Here is an 18,168-nt window from a genome sequence, read left to right as displayed (position 1 = left end):
GGGAGCCAACTTTGCAGTTGGCCCCCTAATATAAGCTGTAGATCCAATGGACCTGCTAGCTGTTCAAGCTTACTTCAAATTATTTTTTGAAGCGGCTACGAACGATAGCAACCATAGGAGCGAGCATCAGCAACAACCATTCCAGACCGAAACCAGCTGCTGGGTTGAATACACAACCGGAGGAGCTAGAAGAGGAGGAAGTAGGTACGCTACCAAGAACGATTGGGTCATTAATACCGTATGCAGTTCCGTTAGCGTCAAAGCTGCCGTTATCTTTTACAACATAGTTGAGGTAGTATTCAACGTTAGGAGCAAGAACGGATTCCTTATTCAGGTAACCGTCAGCTACAGCATTTGAAATCCACCATGCACCGTCAACTGAAGGAGTAGCAGAATTTGCGTAGCTGAATCCACGCACAGTTGCTGCAGCAGTTGGGAAGAGCTTGTAGAGTTTAAGATTGTTAATTTTGTCACCGATTCCAGTGAACTTCATCTGGAAAGTGAAAGCAGAGCCAGCTTTTGAAGTCGCAGGCAAGTTACCTTTAACGTTCTTAACATCAGTCAAAGGAGTGAAGTTAGAAGGAAGACCAGACCACTGTGCACGAAGTGCAACCTGTGAATATGCAGTTGTGTTTGCAACAGCAGGAGTAACAAGAGCTGTTACTGAAGCATTACTCTGGTAACCAGCAGCAGCATAACCAACAACAGCTGTTACAGCTGGGTTAGGCATAAGGAATGCAAGAGAATATCCTGTTTCCTGAGTTCCTAAGGATTCGTAGATACCAACAGTCATGGTCTTGTCAGCAGACTGCTTACCGTAGAATGAACCTACAGCAACGCCGCCAGCATTATAAATAGTCATGTTAGACTGAGTTGGACCAAACTGAGTAGTGTCTGCCAAAGCAACAGTATAGCCAGACATATCAACTGTTCTGAGATTCAAAGAATTTGCGCCAGTAGGAGTTGGGTTCATTCTAGTGATGTCACCATCAAGCTTGAGGTTCGCATCAGCAGAGAAAGCCATCATACCCATGGTAGCGTTACCAACATAATCAACTGTGTTGGAGGTACCAGCATAAACCAACTTGAAAGCTCTGTTGGTAAGATCATTTGTAGAAAGAGTGCTTCCTGCTTTGATCATTACAACGAAAAGCCTATCACCCTGCTGGTTAATACCAGAGGCATCGTCATCAAGAATGTAACCAGTAATAAGGTTACGATCAGCATTTACAGTACCATTAGTAAGAAGAGTCTGAGAGTCAGCTCTCTGAATACTAATCAAGTTTTTATTGCTATAAGTAGTAGCGTTGTAATTTGTCCAAGAAGTCAAAAATGAACGAGCGCCACCTTCAACAGCTGTGAGTTTAGCCTGCACGTTATTTGCTACGCCTGCAGAACCAAGTTTAACCTGTCCTGCAATAAAACCAGGCTGAGCGGTATCTGCGTCAACACCGAATGCATAATAATCCCAAGTGTTGTCCCAAACTGATCCATCAATGGAACCGTTGTTGTAAAGCATAGCCATCTGAGTACCGTTGGATCGGCTGCTCTGTGCCACCTGCATACCTGTAGCGTTTATAGTAGCGTTAGCAATACCAACCATGAAAGATTGGCCTGAAGTGTATGTAAAGTAAGTAGTAGCGTTGGTACCGTTACCCTGAGGACCCATTGCTAGGACACCCTGGATGTTACCGTAAACCTGGTTTGCAGCCCAAGAGAAAGTTCCTGCACCAGTACCACCTGCACCTAAATTATCAGTAGGAACAGAACCATTTGTCCATTTGGTCACCCAGTCAGTACCATTGTAGACACTGAATGTGCAGTTACCGTACAGATCATTATGGCCATCACTGGCAATGCTGAACTGGTTAACTGAAGTCTGAGTACCGTTGGAGTAGAAACCATCAGTGGTACTATTGTAGACCATCATGGTTTGGTTAGAAACAGCGATTTTCGCTGTTGCATTGAAAGTAAATCCTGTAAAATACTTTGAAGCGTTTACCAGACCCGCAGGAGCTTCTACTGTAATTGCTGCGAAGGCGCTAGAAGCAGCCAACATCAACAATACTGTAAAAATAGCTGTAATCTTTTTCATAATGAAAAGATCTCCTTATTTTTAAAATTAACAAACCCCCTGAAAGCACAATGTTTTCAGAGGTTTACCACAAAACACGTTAATAACATACACTTATAGACTTTAAACTTCAATTGTTTTTGTAAAAAAGATTAAATTACTTCGTACACTCTGACCGAGGGATACCCTTCATATGTGATTTTAAAATAATTCGCGATATCAGGACTTGTCGGATCATCTAACAACAATCTTATCAGCATACTGGAGTAAGCAAAGCTATCCACCAAAAAGCCCTGACTAATTGCTTCATTAAACAAAAGGTGCGGACCAACTGAACGAGAAAAAGCCCTTGTTAATCTTTGATTAGACTTAAGAAAATCATAAGAACTCACCTTCAATGGAGAGTCTCCCTTCGTAGTAAAGAGACCTTCTTCGTAATTAAAATCAAAGGCACTATTAATAGCAAGAACATTGGGGTGAACCCCTATTGCTGTTCTAACATTCCAAGATCCATAGTATAAAATCCAATACGCAAGCCTAATATTTTCCCAACTCACAACTATATATTGTTTTGCAGTGTTCGGAAATTCATACCTTACTGATCCAAAAGATTGAACCAGTTCCTGCACTTCTTTTCCACTCATTTTGCCCCATACGGCAGCAGGATTATTGCCATTTACCGCACTAAACTTAATAACCTGATTTGATTGCAAAAAAGAAGGGGTTGCATATGCAAAACTCAAAGGGAACAAAACCGTTCCATAATGATTTCCACCATTAGCAAAAGAATTAACTCCCGCATAATACATTGTGGCATAACCCCAGTCCCACCAGGTCCACACAGTACTATCCTTTGGCATATTTTTGCCGGATTCAATCAACGCTTTAACGTGGGCTGGCCCCATAATAGGCGTGGGTGGAGCCTGAATATACATTGTATAAAGATTGGAGAAAAGAATAGCAATAATCACTACAGATTGCACTAGCCCTAAAAACATTTTTTGTTTTTTATTAATAATAAATTGGTTGATTAACCAGTATATTACAAAGCTAAGACCTATGCCTAGCACTATTCCTCCGAACATGGAAAAACGTCCACCCATATATACGGAAGCAAATGTTACGGCAACAAAAGGAAGTAAAAAGACAAGTAACGGCCTCATAAACAAGGCAAAAAAGAACGTAGCAAATCCAAACCAACCCAAAACTTCGCTTCCAGTCAGATTTGAAAACAAAATATCAAAACTTACATTCTGCGCCTCAATAACACTCTGAGTGATTCCCGGATATTGAGGACCTGAAACAGTACTTGCAACATCAGAAACAGGCTTTAAATAAGATGATATCTTTATTAAAATAGTGCTTACTAAAGTTTGTCCCATTCCATTCAGGGCGGCTATAGCAACAAAAAAAGCAAGAAGAACATACAAATTACGATATAATTTATGGTCTTTTACAGAAGGCAATGTAAAAATTAGAATCAACAAAAGAGCCGCAGCGACCCCAAACAACCCTGCCAAAGAAGAGACAAGGAACAAAATGAGACCTCTGAGCAAGTCTGGACGACTTTTTTGAGTGCCGCAGAAAAGAGTCAAACCAAAAGCGACAAATATTGAAAGTTGTCCGAAAGTCAAAACATTCGCATGCCAAAGTGAACCATATGAAGTAAGAGCCCCGGCAACAACTGGGAGGCAATACCCCCAAACAGTCGGCTTAAACTCAACTTCTTTGGTTTTTTTCGGCAACCATGAATCCCTAATTCCTAAACTTACCCAGCGTGCCAGAAGAACTGAAATCAAAAGCGGAAAAAATAAAGTTACAACATCTGTATCATAATATGAAAGTCTCGTTCTAAAATAATAAGCGGGAATAGACGTCGCATAAACAGCACCAACCAAGCCAACCCAAGGTCCGGCAACAAGCATTCCCCACGCAAAAGCTGCTATTGCACAAAACCCCGCAAAGACAGCGGGGAGCCAGAAAGCAATATTTCCATATTGAGCGCCTGTCACGCTTCCAAGGAAACGGATCAGCCCGGACATAGGATTTCCTATGGCACTTCCAACACCTTTAGCCCCGGCAAGCCAGTAGTAGGCGTCATGTGTACCCATGATATATTCGCCATTGACCATAAAATTTGGATTATCCCACTTAGGCAGATCCAAACATCTCAATCCGAATGCAAAAGCGAAGGCTATAAACGAAAAAAGTAAAAATACTTTCCAATCGTTCATCCACGCGGGTTTTTGAAAATCCTGTCTCATGATGAGCTTAACTCCAATATATTTATATCTTAGATTATAATTTAGACGTGTTTAATAAATAGCAATTACTGTTTCGTCACTCTAGCAACTTCTTCAAGAGTGGTAACGCCCTCACGAACTAAGCGTACTCCATGATCAGCCATGGTTTCACGCCCCTGCTCTTTTGCGTAAGCCTTGATGCTATCAGCGGAAACAACATCCATGATCAATCCGCGCATATCTTCCGTTACCGGGATTAGCTCATAAACACCTTTACGCCCCTTAAACCCGGTGAAGTTGCAATGTTCGCAACCGGCTCCAGCAGTTTGAGTCGTAGGCAAATCTTCCATGCCGTCAAAAAGCTTAATGGTATGTTCAGAAACGGAAATTGATTTAGAGCAATGAGAACAGTTGACCCTCACAAGTCTCTGCCCAAGCACCAGTGAAAGAGAAGATGCAAGCAGAAAGGGTTCGATTCCCATATCGAGCATTCTGGTTACGGCAGTAGCCGCATCATTAGTATGCAAGGTGGAAAGGACTAGATGACCTGTAAGCGCCGCCTGAACTGCAGTACTGGCGGTTTCTTGATCTCGAATTTCACCGACCAGAATGATGTCCGGATCCTGCCGGAGAAATGAACGAATTGTAGTGGCAAAAGTCATGCCCGCGGCCTTATTGACCTGAACCTGATTTATGCCGGAAAGTTGGTATTCAACCGGATCTTCAACGGTAACAATATTTTTATCTTCACGTGGAAGTTCACTTAATCCAGCGTAAAGACTGGTAGTTTTACCGGAACCAGTCGGACCTGTAACAAGAACAATACCGTGCGGCTGAGCAAGTACTTTTCGGAAAAGTTCGAGGTCCTTACCTTTAAGACCAAGATCTTCGAGATTAAGAATATTCTTTGAACGATCAAGAATACGGAGAACAGCCTTCTCCCCACTCATTGTAGGTATTGTGGAAACACGGACATCAACTTCTTTCTGCCCGAGCTTAATAAAGATTCTACCATCCTGAGGCTTACGACTTTCAGCAACATCCATCTCGCCCATAACTTTAATACGAGCTATAATGGTTGGTTGCAGCCCCCTGTCTAAGCGCTTAACAGCCTTAAGAACTCCATCTTGCCGATAGCGAACTACAAAACCGTTACCCTGTCCTTCAAAATGAATATCACTTGCACCGGATATAATTGCCTGATGCATTGTTTTGTTCACGAGACGAACAATAGGAGCATCATCATGAGACCAACCGAGTAGATCCTCTCCGTCTTCCCCTGCTCCGCCTTCTTCCGATTCAGATTCTATCGAGCTTTCTTCTTCCCACTCAGTCAAAGCCTGTTCAAGCAACGGAAAGAACTGATCTTCATCCACAACTTCCGTGACAACTTTTTTTCCAAACTTCCACGCAAGAAAATCAGCCATAGGTAAAGAGCTTTCATTCTGGAGTAGCACTTTGATTTCGCGCTCTCCAACCTCCACGGGAATAAATTCGCTACGCTGAGGAAAAGTCAAAAAGAGATCCACCACATCGCGCGGAACCTTACTAAGATCATATGAAATGCTCAATTTATAAACCTATTAACCATCAGACTGGGTTGAAGATGCTTCAGGTTCAGCTTTCGGTACATCATTATTTTTATAGGTGTTGAATTCTTTTTCGATAAAACCGTTAAAACGCTTTCTCTGAGTACGATATTTATCCATTTTTGCCTGACTGATAGCTTCAAGCTGCTCAGTCGTCTTAATTATGCGAGCGGAAAGAAATACCATTAAAGTTTGCTTTTTGCCGCTTCTGGATTGAGTCTTAAAAAGCCAGCCGAGCAATGGCAAATCGGAAAGATATGGAACAGCGCTTTGTCCCCTGTTCTGATCGGATTGAATTAAACCACCGATAACCATAATAGATCCATCAGCCAAAATAACGGTTGTCTTAGTGGTTCGGTCATTTGTAACAGGCAAATCGCTCGATCCCGCTGATGTCGACACTGTATTATATGTCTGGTAAACTTCAAGCTTTACCAAGCCGTCTTCACGATTAATATGAGGTTTAACATTAAGCTTTATACCCACATCTTTATAAGAGTAAGTATTCACGAGAGAACCACCTGTAGTAGTACTCTCGCCTGTTTTAAAGGGCCTGTTCTCACCTATGAAGACTTCTGCCTCGGAGTTATCCAGAGTCATAATCTGAGGAGCTGAAATAAGATTAAAATCGGATGAAGCTTTGGTGAAATTAACCAAAGCACCAATCGAGGGATAACTTTTCCCGCCATATGAAATAAGATCCCCTAAAATACCCATGGAAAACCCACCGGGCATATTACTGGGGTTAGCTGCATAGCCAGGCATATTACTGTCTTTTGTCTTCGTGTAGCCGAAGGTAGAAACTCCGCCGCCAACCTTGACGGCTCCCTGCCATTCCACCCCGAAATCCTTTGAATTACTCAGTGTGGTTTCCAAAACAAGAGCTTCAATATAAACCTGATCCTGAGCCTGATCCAACTGCTCCACAAATTTATCAATTTGGGGAATTTGACCTGCATCAGCCATAACAATCAAAGTATTTGTAGATTCATCAGCGGAAACCTGAACCCCGCCCTCAGCATTAGCCCCTGCAGAGACTGATTTGGTAGACGCTTTTGCAGATCCGCCCCCCCCTACAGAAGAACCTTCTGCAGTAGGAATACCACCACCCGTAACAAGGCTTTTAAGAACATCACCAGCAACAACGGCTTCTATATTATGCAGTCGATAAACCTTAAGCTTTGAATATGATTCACTAACTTTATCAAGTTTAGAAATAAGACTTCGTATCGTGGTTAATTGATCTTCACTTCCTGAAACAAGAATACTGTTCGCCCATTCAATAGGTTCAATTACAGGCGAAGTCCCAACTTTTCCAACGGCAGAAAGTTTTTTATAAAAAGAGTCCAACTTAGAGGCTACAGATTTTGCATTTGTTTTTTGCAAATCAACAAGAACTGTGGACTGTCCCGCTCCTACCTTGCGCACAATTCCAAGCAGCTTACGCATCTTATCAACATTTGACTGCAAATCACGAATAAGCACAGCGTCAGCCATAGGGACCGCGGTAACCTGCCCAATCTGTGAAGCAAAAGGCTTTAGCAACGCGGTAACCTTATCGGGAGACATTTTACCTGCAAGCTGAAAAACAGAAGTAACGATCTCTTCCCCTGAACCACCTGAAGAGTCTGACTTAATATCAGGTGAGATCAGTTTGGCATCTCGGGCCGGCAATATATAAGTTACATTGTCTCGCGTGACGGCATAAAATCCGGCACCTGAAAGAACTTGCTGAAAAACGGCCATAAGCTCAGGTTCTGTCAAAGACTCGCCAGCATAAATACTTACATGCGTCCCCGGCAAAGACCCTTTATTAAAGACAATATTCCGCCCGGTATAGCGCCCGACAAACTTGATAAATTCAACAAGCGAAATACTTTCCAAATTAGCATGAACTGCATCTCCGCCTTCAGGCTGAGCAAAGGCTCCAGACGAAAGAAGCGTAAGGGATATAGTCAGCGCAATAACCATTTTGTGCAATAATTTAAGCATATTCAGCTTCACAATCTCCACCGAAGAAAATTCGGAAAGAATAATTTTTCTTAAAAAGAAGTTTCGGATGTAAATCCAAAGCCCCAAAACGATTTGAGGAACCAGTTGCTTCATTCATATATATCTTAAGAATCATCCTACACTTGCAAAAATCAGTCAAGCGAACTCATCTTTACCATTACAGTTCTACATGAACTGATAAAACAAAAATGCATTATAAGCAAAATGGATAATTGTGCCGGGTACAACACTGCGATATCTCTGCCATATAAATCCAAAGGCAAGGGAAGGAATAAAGGTAAGCACGGCCCAATTCAAAGGCTGATTAATCAAGTGCATACATGAAAACGTAAGCGAAGCCAGAATGTTCGCCAGACTTAAAGGACCGAATCTGTAACCATAGTGGAAGAACCGATCAAGCCCCTCTTGAAGAAGAAACCTGAAGAATAATTCTTCTATAAAAGCTTTACCCAATAGCAATGCAAGGGGAAGCTGTAAATCCGGGCTGGGCACGTACAGCCCAACGAAACCCAAAGATAAAAACAGATAAAAAATGGGATCAGTAAAACTGTACACGCCCCACTTCAGCTGATGCCAAATTCCTTTAAGAATTCTGTTTACGAAAAAATCATAAACCATAAATACCCTGTTTTTATAATCAGCTATAATATTTATATTTTATCCAAAACCTTCACAAACACATCTTCAGGAGCAAGATCATTAAGACACGCCAAATCACCTCTGGCACAACTTTCACGCCTGCAGGGCTGACACTCAAGGTCAGGCACAACTTCTATGTGATCAGAAGAAGGAAAAGTCCACGCACTGCTTGATGAGCCGGGAATTGTTATACTCGGAGTTCCGACTCCTACAGCAAAATGCCTCGGAGCGGAACAGTTTCCTATATGTAGAACAGCTCTTTCAATGAGAGCAGCCATAAGTCTCAATGAACCGGGCTTATCGAGCAGAACACACCTGTCTTCAAGGCCCGACACAGCTTTAACTTTAAGCGCCACATCTTTTTCGCCCGGACCGTACAGAATGAAAAACTTTAAATTTTTTCGCTTTTCGGCCACCAAAGAAATTAATTTACCATAATGCTCAGCGGGCCATTTTCTGGTGTACCGTCTGTGAGAAGGGTCTAAAGTAATCAACGAATCCTCGTCTTTTACTCCCAGAGAAGACAAACAGGCGCGAGCTTCCTCACGCTCCTTATCACTTACAAAAATATGCGGACATTCGTCATCCCAATCTATTCCGAGAGGCTTTAGAACTCCGGCCTTATATTTTGCCGCATAACCACCGGGAATGGATTCCGGCCAATTCGTATACAAAAACCGATTATACCACGGCGGTTTAAAAGAAAGCTTCACCGGAGCATTGCAAAATAAAAGCATCCAGCGACATCTGGGAAGTTGCTGAAAATCGACAACCAGATCATAATCGGAGATCCCCACTTTTCTATAAAAAGCTAATGCCTTAAATGGATTGCGAAGCTCATTTTTCTTAATGGACCAAATATGTTGAACTGCTGGATTGTTTGCAAAGACTTGAGCGCATTTTTCTTCTGTGTAGACATGAATCTCTGCCTGCGGAAATTTCTTATGCAGTAAAGAAACAGACGGAGTTGCTAAAACAACGTCACCAATTTGCCGGAGCTGACAAACCAGAATTCGCTTAGGATTAATTTCAGTTATATCTTTCACTATTTAAAAAGCTCACTTTCAAAATTATAATAATTCAAAGAAAATCAGTTTATTTTTTTGAAGGCTCGAAATAAGCACACCCTCTTAACAAAGTCCAGATGCACTTTTACTTCAAAAAACAAGCTTATCTATCAATTCTCTCTCAACGAAAAACATAACATACTGATAAAACATAATTTGCAATCAAAGCTACCACGGACCCTACAGCCAGGGGAATAATCAAGGGCGCGGCAGGCCACATTAATAACACTGCGGCATAACATCCATAATTGATAACACTGCCGACACTGTTCGAGATCAAAAACTTATACCAGCCACGCCACGGCGCTTTGCCTTCTTTACGAAAAGTGAATCCGTGATGAAACCTGTAACATACAGTCAATGCTATTAAAATTGCCGGTATTCTTGCGTAAAGAGACGGAACACCAAGCCCGACAAGTCCATAAGTTATTCCGGAATCAACGACAAAGCCCAATCCGCCGATACAGCAAAACCGCAAAAACCTGCTATTCATCAACGGAGCCGCCACCAGAATAGTCTTTTACACAATAGTCAGGACAAATTACAGCAGGCGATGTGAAATTTAAATATTCCAATCTTCTCATTTCCATGTGGCCCCTGCTCACGCAATCCAGAATAATGCCGATTGCAACAGACAAGCAGGCAATAACCCCCACAGAAGCAGCAAGCACTGCGGTGGGCAGTTTAGGAACAAGCCCGGTCAGCAACCACTCGCCAACCAGAGGGATGCCCAGAGACAGGGAAACAAAGGCTAAAACAGCTCCGATTCCCGCATAAAATTTAAACGGGAAAATATGTTTAAACAGACGCAGCATGGTCAAAAAGATACGCATTCCATCTCTGTAGGTATTGAGCTTGCTATGGCTCCCCTCAGGTCGTTTGCCGTAAGTAGTCGCCATTTCTTCCACGGGCAGACGGGCAGTAATAGAATGAATGCTCATTTCCATCTCAATTTCAAATCCACGGCTGAGACAAGGGAAAGATTTTACAAATCTCCTTGAAAACACGCGATATCCTGAAAAGATATCCGTAAAAGTCTTCTCAAAGATCATGCCCAGAAACTTATTAAAAATAGCGTTTCCAGTCTGATGACCGGATCTATACGCTTCATCCTCGTCTTTATGATCACGGATACCCACGACCATATCAAGATTATTGCTTAGCAATCTTTCAACCATAGCCGGAGCCGCGGTGGCTTCATAGGTATCGTCACCATCAACCAGCACATAAATATCCGCATCAACATCCGCGAACATACGACTTACCACATTACCCTTGCCACGCCTTTTCTCCGAGGCGACAACTGCCCCGGCCGCTTTTGCAACCTCAATGGTTCTATCCGTGGAACCGTTATCATATACGTATACGACACACCCCGGTAATTGTTCAACAAAATCTTGAACAACTTTCGTAATGGCTTCTTCTTCATTCAGGCATGGAATTAAAACTGCTGTCTTCATTTTGCTGGATCCCCTTTCAAAATACCCTGTGGTAATGATTCTTTCGGAACTATTATCAACTTGTGATCCTTACGACTGAAATCTGAAACACCTACTCGTGAAGATCCAGCCAGATCCTTTTCATTCCCTGAATAAAAATAGTAATATCCATTAATAGTTTCAGGCTTAAAATCTTTATCCGTCTGCTGCTCGAAAAGCATAATGTGCATCCGGCGTCCATTTTTCATCATCTTGTCATCTTCGTTTATCTTAAGCCGTCCCCGCTTTTCAATACCGAATAAACCCATAACACTTTGTTCTATAATATTAGGAGCCCACGCATTATATCTCATAAGAACGGGAAGCTTTTCTTCAGTAATTATACGGGCATTCTGCGCATCTTCCTGCAAACGGCTGAACGTATTCTGCGAAGGAACTTCTTTTAAAGTAAAAGCTGCAAAAGCTACAATCAGTCCATACTTGAAAAAAGTTGCCGCACGGGGAGAAAGCTCATGCCATTTTCTAAGTCCTAAAAGAAGAACCATAATCAAATATGGAGTTCCCGCTGTAAGGTACCTGCTGCCGACCGGAGCCGCCAGTTTTAGCGGACTCAAGCTGGAAATCATATAAACGTTGAAAAACAAACCGCCCAGAAACAATATTGCTATACACTTTTCATTCTCGTCACCCCGTCTGACCAACCAGACCGCTACGCCTAATCCGGCCAAAACTACAGGCAGAAGTCCTCTGAACTTCACCAGCTTCAAGAAATTAAGTAGATATTGACCGACACTTACCAGCAACTCATCCTGAGTCACATGAGTCTGCGTAATAACTCCGAACCTTCCGAGACTGTTACCAGTTGCATTGTAAAAATAAAACCATTCCAGCCCGAGAACAAAAAAGAAAAAAGCTGTAAAAATAATCACAGGCTTCACTCTTCTTTTGCCCAGATAAAGCAAAGCCAGAATTCCCGGACCATAATAAATACTCGTAACTCTGGAACCCCATGCACATCCGGCAAGCATTCCGGCAAGGGCAAGCAAGTACCAACCTCCATACTTCCGCCAGCACAGCAGAGCAAGAACACACCCTAACAAGTAGGTCATTTCATACAGACCGGGCCAAAGCTGACTGCCCATAGTCGTCATCTTGGGATATAAAATCAAAAGCAGAGCGGAGAGCAAACCAAACCGTCTGTCTTTCAGAACTGTGCCTATATAAAAAGCAAGTATCGCGCTGATAGTGGAATAAAGAATCGGCAGAATGTAATAATTAACCTGAGTCGTGCCGAACATTTTCAGAATAAAATATAACGGCAGATTTATGGCCCACCTGAGGGTATGATGAGTCCATTCTATGTAGTTACCGGAATTAACAAGGTTAACGACATTTTCCCAAACACAAAGGGAATCACCGCCAACCTCTACATATTCCAAAGACATAACGCGCACAGCAACAGCCAGCAATGCGATACTCAATACGTATAATATGTTTATGCTAAATCCTGAAAAATTCTTATCCGTGCGATTGTCAGTCATATATTCTTATAAACCCTAATTTTTATTTTAAGTAGTCGCTTATCAACGGCTGTTATTGCAAGTAATCCAGTGAGTGTTCATGGTCAACCCGCAGACAAAAATCACCCTCTGTCCTAAAAGAACTTTGACAATAAGCGCAAGGTTCCATTACTCTTATAAATAGTACCAGTTTTATTCCATTCACATCCGACAAATAACAGGAGATATCATGAAAAAACAGACCCTATCTATATTTGTTCTGCTCCTTGCTGCAGCAGTGCTTATGATTCCCTCATCCGGCTTTGCGTCTGAAAAAAAGATAAAAGATACTATTCTAAATCTTGATTACACTCCTATCGAAATAGAAGCTCCTCCTTGTTCAACCAAAATCGCAGTAGTAAAATTTACAGAAAGCAAACCCATTAAAGAAATAGGGCAAAGCAAACTGTTCAGATACATTCCTTCCATTGACATTGGCACATGGATGGCAAAATCACTATACACCCAGCTGAAATCTCAAGGCTACAATGTTGAGTACTTCGAAACTATGGATGATGCAGGAGACAGCGTCATCATTACCGGAGTAGCCAACAAAGTGTACATAGCCCGTCCCGGACAAATGGAAATGAAATATAAAGTCCAGCTTGACGGCATGGTAACAAAAAACAATAAGCTGCTTTTTTCAAAAAATTACATTTCTAAGCAAGAAAAAGAATTTGCTAATACCGGCCAAAATGCGGGTAAACTTATGGCCGGACTCCATGATTCATTCAGTCTATTTATTCCGCAAGCCATCAAAATCATCAATGACAACAACTAAATACTGATATTAATATTAATAATAATTAATAAAAAGCCCGATGTGACTGTATCACATCGGGCTTTTCTTTTTTGGAAAGCATCAGAATGTTCACTTTTATTAACTTGCGCCCTGTCTGAATAATCGTTATTAGAGCCGTGTTTGCAATGCTGGAGATTAAATACACCACTGAATGTATCTTTCGATTCCTCTCCTTTATAAACACTCGCAGCACCTGTTAGAAACAGTCGTGCTCCCACATAGTTAGTGGCAAATACAATATAACTACGGATAAAATAATGACAGCCCTTATCAATACAATAGAATACTATATCCCGAAAAACACGGTTGACTGCTTTGAACTTGATAAAAGCAAACCCGAATGGCACGTCCGCAATTCTTTGCCTAAAACAGGCGTCCGCTTTCTTCACCATGCAGATAAAGATGAAACAACTCTGCAAATGGCTCGCAACGCAGCCGAAAAAGCAATCAAAGACCTCACAGAATCTGATCTTCCAGACACTCTGATAGTTTGCACTCAGACTCCGGACAATCTTCTTCCTCACGTATCCGCATGTCTTCAACACGAACTGGGACTTCCTTCGTCCACCAAGTGTTTTGATATCAGCCTCGGTTGCAGCGGATACTGTTATGGACTTTCAACAGCTTACGCCTATCTAACAGCAAATATCTCTAAAAGAGTGCTCTTTGTTACGGTTGATAACTACTCTAAAATAATCGATTCAGATACGAACAAAGCTTACCTGCTCTTTTCTGACGGAGCCTCTGCAACCATTATTGATAAGCCTGAAGTCTCCCCTGTTTTTCAGTTTGGAACTGACGGCAGCCGTAACCAATCTATTGTCTGTAGCAATTCAGGTGTAAGCGTTACAACCGGAAAAGATCCCGAGACTCCCATTCCGAGTCCTGAATTTCAAATGGACGGCTACAAAGTACTTCAGTTCACAATTAAAACAATCCCCCCGGAAATCATAAAGCTGACAGAATCAGCAGGGGTTTCACTGGAAGACATTGACCTATTCATCTTCCATCAGGCCAGCCGCCGTGTACTTGAAGAAATGGGTAAAAAACTTGCTATTCCAGAAGAAAAACTGATCATAGACCTTGAAGAAGTGGGAAATATTACTTCATCTTCAATCCCCATCGCCATGAAAAGAGCGGAAGAACGGGGAGTCCTTAAGCGTGGAAATAAGGTATTACTCTTCGGATTCGGGATAGGACTTAGCTGGTCCGGCGCAATTATCGAATATTAATAAATAAGGGACTTGCCAGATGGCAAGTCCCTATTTTTTTATGCTTCATCTTTTTCTTTTAAAGAATTCCAGTCCGTAGCATGCAAATGCACATCCCGCTGAGGGAAAGGAATCAGTATGCCTTCCGAATTAAACTTTTTATAAATATCACGACTGATTTCATGAACGACTCTCCCCCTGTTCTGAGGATGTCCAGCCCAGCAGAGTAGCTCATACTCCAATGAGGAATCTCCGAAAGCTCGAAAACGAACGCGAGGGGCAGGAGAATCGACAACCAGAGCATTTTTATGAGCCTCTTCAAGTAACAGAGCTTCAACTTTATCCACATCGGAACCGTAAGCGACACCAATCTTTATACGTACCCTGAAATGCGGTTCAGGTAAGCTCTGATTTGTAATTTTTACATTAGTAATAACTGAATTAGGAATAGTGATGAGTATATCATCACGAGTAAGCAAACGGGTGCTTCGCATACCGACAGCCTTAACCTCACCGCGCTCGCCCGATTCAAGAACTATATAATCCCCCGCCCTGAACGGTCTATCCATAAAAATTGAAACCCCACCAAAAAAATTAGCTAAAGTTTCCCGCGCGGCAAGGGCTACTGCAACACCAGCTATACCGGCTGAGGCGAATACCGCTGTAACAGGAACCCCGAAATAGCTACCGGCGTTATAGAACAAAATAAAGACCAAACAGAAAGTAACAAGCCTTACAACAAGCTTAATCACGTCAGCATCAAGAGCTTCTTCGTTAATTTTCGAAGAAGAGATAATTCCATGTATAACGACATTCCCGGTCACAATTATTGCAATTCCTGAAAAAATGAAAAAGACCGCTTCAAGTCCCATGATAAAGACTGCAAGCACCTGCCCTGTAATATTAACCTGTCTGGCAATAAGATACTCTAAAAAACCACACATAAACATCCCGGAAAACGGAAAAAGCAAACGCCCGATCTCCCACGAACACCCATCAAAGCGACACTTCATACGCTTATTGATCAGCCACATCACCCATATTAAAAATAAACCTACTCCCAAAAGCAAAAATATACCTACCCACTGCCAAACAGCCTGCCCAAAATATCCACGCTTCATCCACGCAGGCAAATCGCTTAAAAATCCATCAGGAATCATCCAGCCTGATGAATAAATATATTGTTCATAAATACCATTATAATTTACATCTAAATCGTTTTTTACATATGGTAAATATCTAATTTCATTATAAAATTCTTCCAACCTGCGTACAGTCTCAGGAGTAAAAAGAAATGCCCCTGATCTTGGTGAATTCACTACTTTACCAATTATAATCTCTGTATGCGGCATGCGCCACTTATCAAGACCGGTACTTTTTACATCTTCTTTATCAGGCACATCATTCATATCCGGCAAATCAAATCTATCAAGAATCTCGCGCAACCTAAGTACCGACTCTACACTCACATCACTTAGCAAAGTGGGCGGAACTTTGCTAAAATCAAAACAACGGGCAGCTCTCTGCAGGTACTCTAATTCAAGCTTAAAATCTTCATTAGGAGACGACGCAACAAGATATACCTCGTTAGTATAATGAATAAAACTCTTTAAGGTAGCCCGAGGACTTGATGTATCCGGCGGTTCAAGCGGAAACATGGTGGAAGCAAAAAAAACAGAAGGAGTCAGCACTATAAACAGAATTGACAGAAATAAATATTTTGCAGAACGAATCATATTTTCTCCGTAAATCTTCAAGAATGTCACCCCGATTGTTTAACCCACGCCACAATCTGCTGTGTGGTCATAGCACCGGATATACGTTTTTGTTCGCGACCATTATTGAAAAGAAGTAGAGTGGGGAGTGATCGTATATTGAACTTGGCGGATAATTCTTTTGAATATTCAGTATCAACTTTAGCGGTCAAAGTTTTGGGGAAAATTTCTGCGGCAGCGCTTTGAAAAGCCGGAGCCATCGACTTACAATGACCGCACCACGGTGCCCAAAAATCGACCAACACTGGCAAATCTGTTTTTGATATGAATCTATCGAAAGTTGAAGCTGTCAGTTCTACTGGTTTTGGAATAAGCACCTGCCCTCCACACTTCCCGCATGCGGGCTGATCTCCGAACCGCTTAGACAAGACACGGTTGACAGCGCGGCAGTTGGGACAGACAACATGTATGGCACCTGAAGTGGTATCGTCCATAACATCCTCCTTCTAAAATCCAGAGCATTCGAAAAAGCAAATTAACTAAATTGATTAATACCATGAAAACACCGCTCGGGTAAGATAACTTTTCAAAAAAAAAGGGATCACCTGTTATGGCAATCCCTGTAAGAACTATCCCGTAATAAAAAAACTGATCTTACTACTTAACCTCGATTCAAATAATCAATCAGAATTTCCCAAATACGCTCAGCAGCGTGCCCGTCCCAACCCGGTATTTCAGGGGCAGGATCATCTGTTTTAGCAAAAGCCTTTTCTACTTCACTCAGAATTTTAGCTTCCGAAACTCCTGCAATAACATTTGTTCCACGATCGACAGTGACAGGACGCTCTGTATTCTCACGAACGGTTACACAAGGAACGCCAAGAGCTGTCGTTTCTTCCTGCAAACCGCCGCTGTCGGTAATGACAACCTGTGCATCTTTCCACAGATAGAGTGATTCACGAAACGAAAGAGGCGGAAAAGTATGCACATTTTCTGAAAAAGAAATAGAAAATTCTTCCATCATCTTGGCTGTGCGAGGATGGATAGGAAACAGAATAGGCAATTTCTCTGAAATTTTATTAAGCGCGGAAACAATACCCTTCAAGACATCTTTACAGTCTACATTTGAAGGACGATGCAGCGTTAAAAAGGCATATTTCCCAATCTTTTCTTTGAGCGGTCTGGACTCATAACCGGAAGTAACGTCGTCTCCAAGTCTCTTCACATTATAGAACAAATTGTCGATCATGACGTTGCCGACCTGAAAAACCGAAGCAGGGTCTTTACCTTCGCGCAACAAATTATCGAACCCGTGCTCTTCGGTGGTAAAAAATAAATTACTGATCGAATCCGTGACCATACGGTTGATTTCTTCGGGCATATCCAGATCACCGCTTCTAAGACCGGCCTCAACATGGGCCACAGGAATATGCAATTTACGCGCGGTGACAGAACAAGCCAGAGTGGAATTAACATCGCCCACAACAACGACCAGATCAGGCTTATGCTCAATACACATCTTCTCAAAAGAGATCATTATCGCGCCGGTCTGCTCAGCATGAGTGCCGGTAGATTTGCCCATATTAAACTTAGGCTCAGCAATATCCAGATCCTCAAAAAAGACCTGAGACATCTGACGATCATAATGCTGACCAGTATAAACAATGTCGCATTCAATGGATTCCAAATTGCGGGATGCCCTGAAAATAGGGGCTACTTTCATCAAATTAGGCCGCGCTCCGGCTACCAGAAAAACTTTTTTCATTTATATACTCTCAATTGAAATTAATCGAAGGGTTAAGCCTCCGGCGAAATCA

The 18,168-nt window shown here is 42.1% G+C and carries 14 protein-coding genes; 2 read left to right on the top strand and 12 right to left on the bottom strand.

Annotated features, from left to right (window positions below; genetic code table 11):
• Positions 1 to 79: 79 nt before the first annotated feature.
• The 9 genes from BLT41_RS03500 to BLT41_RS03460 all read right to left on the bottom strand — a co-directional run bounded on the left by BLT41_RS03500 (position 80) and on the right by BLT41_RS03460 (position 12,605).
• Positions 80 to 2,095, bottom strand: a complete 2,016-nt coding sequence (locus BLT41_RS03500) for a hypothetical protein (RefSeq protein WP_092158274.1) — start codon at positions 2,093 to 2,095, stop codon at positions 80 to 82.
• 131 nt (positions 2,096 to 2,226) lie between these two features.
• A complete protein-coding gene (locus BLT41_RS03495) occupies positions 2,227 to 4,116 on the bottom strand; it encodes an STT3 domain-containing protein (protein WP_280141301.1) in 1,890 nt (629 codons plus the stop codon).
• A 287-nt stretch (positions 4,117 to 4,403) separates the two neighbouring features.
• A complete protein-coding gene (locus tag BLT41_RS03490) occupies positions 4,404 to 5,888 on the bottom strand; it encodes a GspE/PulE family protein (protein WP_092158270.1) in 1,485 nt (494 codons plus the stop codon).
• A gap of 12 nt (positions 5,889 to 5,900) precedes the next feature.
• Positions 5,901 to 7,910, bottom strand: a complete 2,010-nt coding sequence (gene gspD, locus BLT41_RS03485) for a type II secretion system secretin GspD (protein ID WP_244512186.1) — start codon at positions 7,908 to 7,910, stop codon at positions 5,901 to 5,903.
• Positions 7,911 to 8,084: 174 nt separating this feature from the next.
• The gene (gene mrtJ / locus BLT41_RS03480) at positions 8,085 to 8,537 is read right to left on the bottom strand and encodes a JDVT-CTERM system glutamic-type intramembrane protease MrtJ (RefSeq protein WP_092158268.1); all 453 of its coding nucleotides are present in this window, start codon (positions 8,535 to 8,537) and stop codon (positions 8,085 to 8,087) included.
• A 32-nt stretch (positions 8,538 to 8,569) separates the two neighbouring features.
• A complete protein-coding gene (locus tag BLT41_RS03475) occupies positions 8,570 to 9,604 on the bottom strand; it encodes a glycosyltransferase family 9 protein (protein ID WP_092158266.1) in 1,035 nt (344 codons plus the stop codon).
• 142 nt (positions 9,605 to 9,746) lie between these two features.
• Positions 9,747 to 10,118, bottom strand: a complete 372-nt coding sequence (locus BLT41_RS03470; RefSeq protein ID WP_092158264.1) for a GtrA family protein — start codon at positions 10,116 to 10,118, stop codon at positions 9,747 to 9,749.
• A complete protein-coding gene (locus BLT41_RS03465) occupies positions 10,111 to 11,085 on the bottom strand; it encodes a glycosyltransferase family 2 protein (RefSeq protein ID WP_092158262.1) in 975 nt (324 codons plus the stop codon). Before BLT41_RS03465 ends, BLT41_RS03470 begins: the two co-directional genes overlap by 8 nt.
• Positions 11,082 to 12,605: a glycosyltransferase family 39 protein gene (locus BLT41_RS03460; protein WP_092158260.1), complete on the bottom strand. Its 1,524-nt coding sequence runs from the start codon at positions 12,603 to 12,605 to the stop codon at positions 11,082 to 11,084. The genes BLT41_RS03465 and BLT41_RS03460 overlap by 4 nt, the downstream gene beginning before the upstream one ends.
• 208 nt (positions 12,606 to 12,813) lie before the next feature.
• On the opposite strand from BLT41_RS03460, the gene BLT41_RS03455 reads away from it, so the two are divergent.
• Both BLT41_RS03455 and BLT41_RS03450 read left to right on the top strand, forming a co-directional pair.
• On the top strand, positions 12,814 to 13,404 hold the full coding sequence (locus BLT41_RS03455; protein WP_092158258.1) for a hypothetical protein: 591 nt from the start codon (positions 12,814 to 12,816) through the stop codon (positions 13,402 to 13,404).
• 278 nt (positions 13,405 to 13,682) lie between these two features.
• Positions 13,683 to 14,657 carry a ketoacyl-ACP synthase III gene (locus BLT41_RS03450; RefSeq protein ID WP_092158256.1) on the top strand — a complete coding sequence of 325 codons (975 nt, stop codon included), beginning with the start codon at positions 13,683 to 13,685 and terminating at the stop codon, positions 14,655 to 14,657.
• 38 nt (positions 14,658 to 14,695) lie between these two features.
• Here BLT41_RS03450 and BLT41_RS03445 read toward each other — a convergent pair whose 3' ends face one another.
• From BLT41_RS03445 to wecB, 3 genes are all read right to left on the bottom strand, one after another.
• Positions 14,696 to 16,372 carry a mechanosensitive ion channel family protein gene (locus BLT41_RS03445; protein WP_092158254.1) on the bottom strand — a complete coding sequence of 559 codons (1,677 nt, stop codon included), beginning with the start codon at positions 16,370 to 16,372 and terminating at the stop codon, positions 14,696 to 14,698.
• 26 nt (positions 16,373 to 16,398) lie between these two features.
• Positions 16,399 to 16,845 (bottom strand): thioredoxin TrxC, encoded by a 447-nt coding sequence (gene trxC, locus BLT41_RS03440; protein ID WP_092158252.1) that lies wholly within the window; start codon positions 16,843 to 16,845, stop codon positions 16,399 to 16,401.
• 167 nt (positions 16,846 to 17,012) lie between these two features.
• A complete protein-coding gene (wecB, locus tag BLT41_RS03435) occupies positions 17,013 to 18,116 on the bottom strand; it encodes a non-hydrolyzing UDP-N-acetylglucosamine 2-epimerase (RefSeq protein ID WP_092158250.1) in 1,104 nt (367 codons plus the stop codon).
• Positions 18,117 to 18,168 lie beyond the last annotated feature (52 nt).

Origin of the sequence: Maridesulfovibrio ferrireducens (assembly GCF_900101105.1) — a bacterium.
Taxonomy (GTDB): domain Bacteria; phylum Desulfobacterota; class Desulfovibrionia; order Desulfovibrionales; family Desulfovibrionaceae; genus Maridesulfovibrio; species Maridesulfovibrio ferrireducens.
The sequence above is the reverse complement of the archived record's forward strand: the minus strand, read 5'-3'. Positions and strand labels throughout refer to the sequence as shown.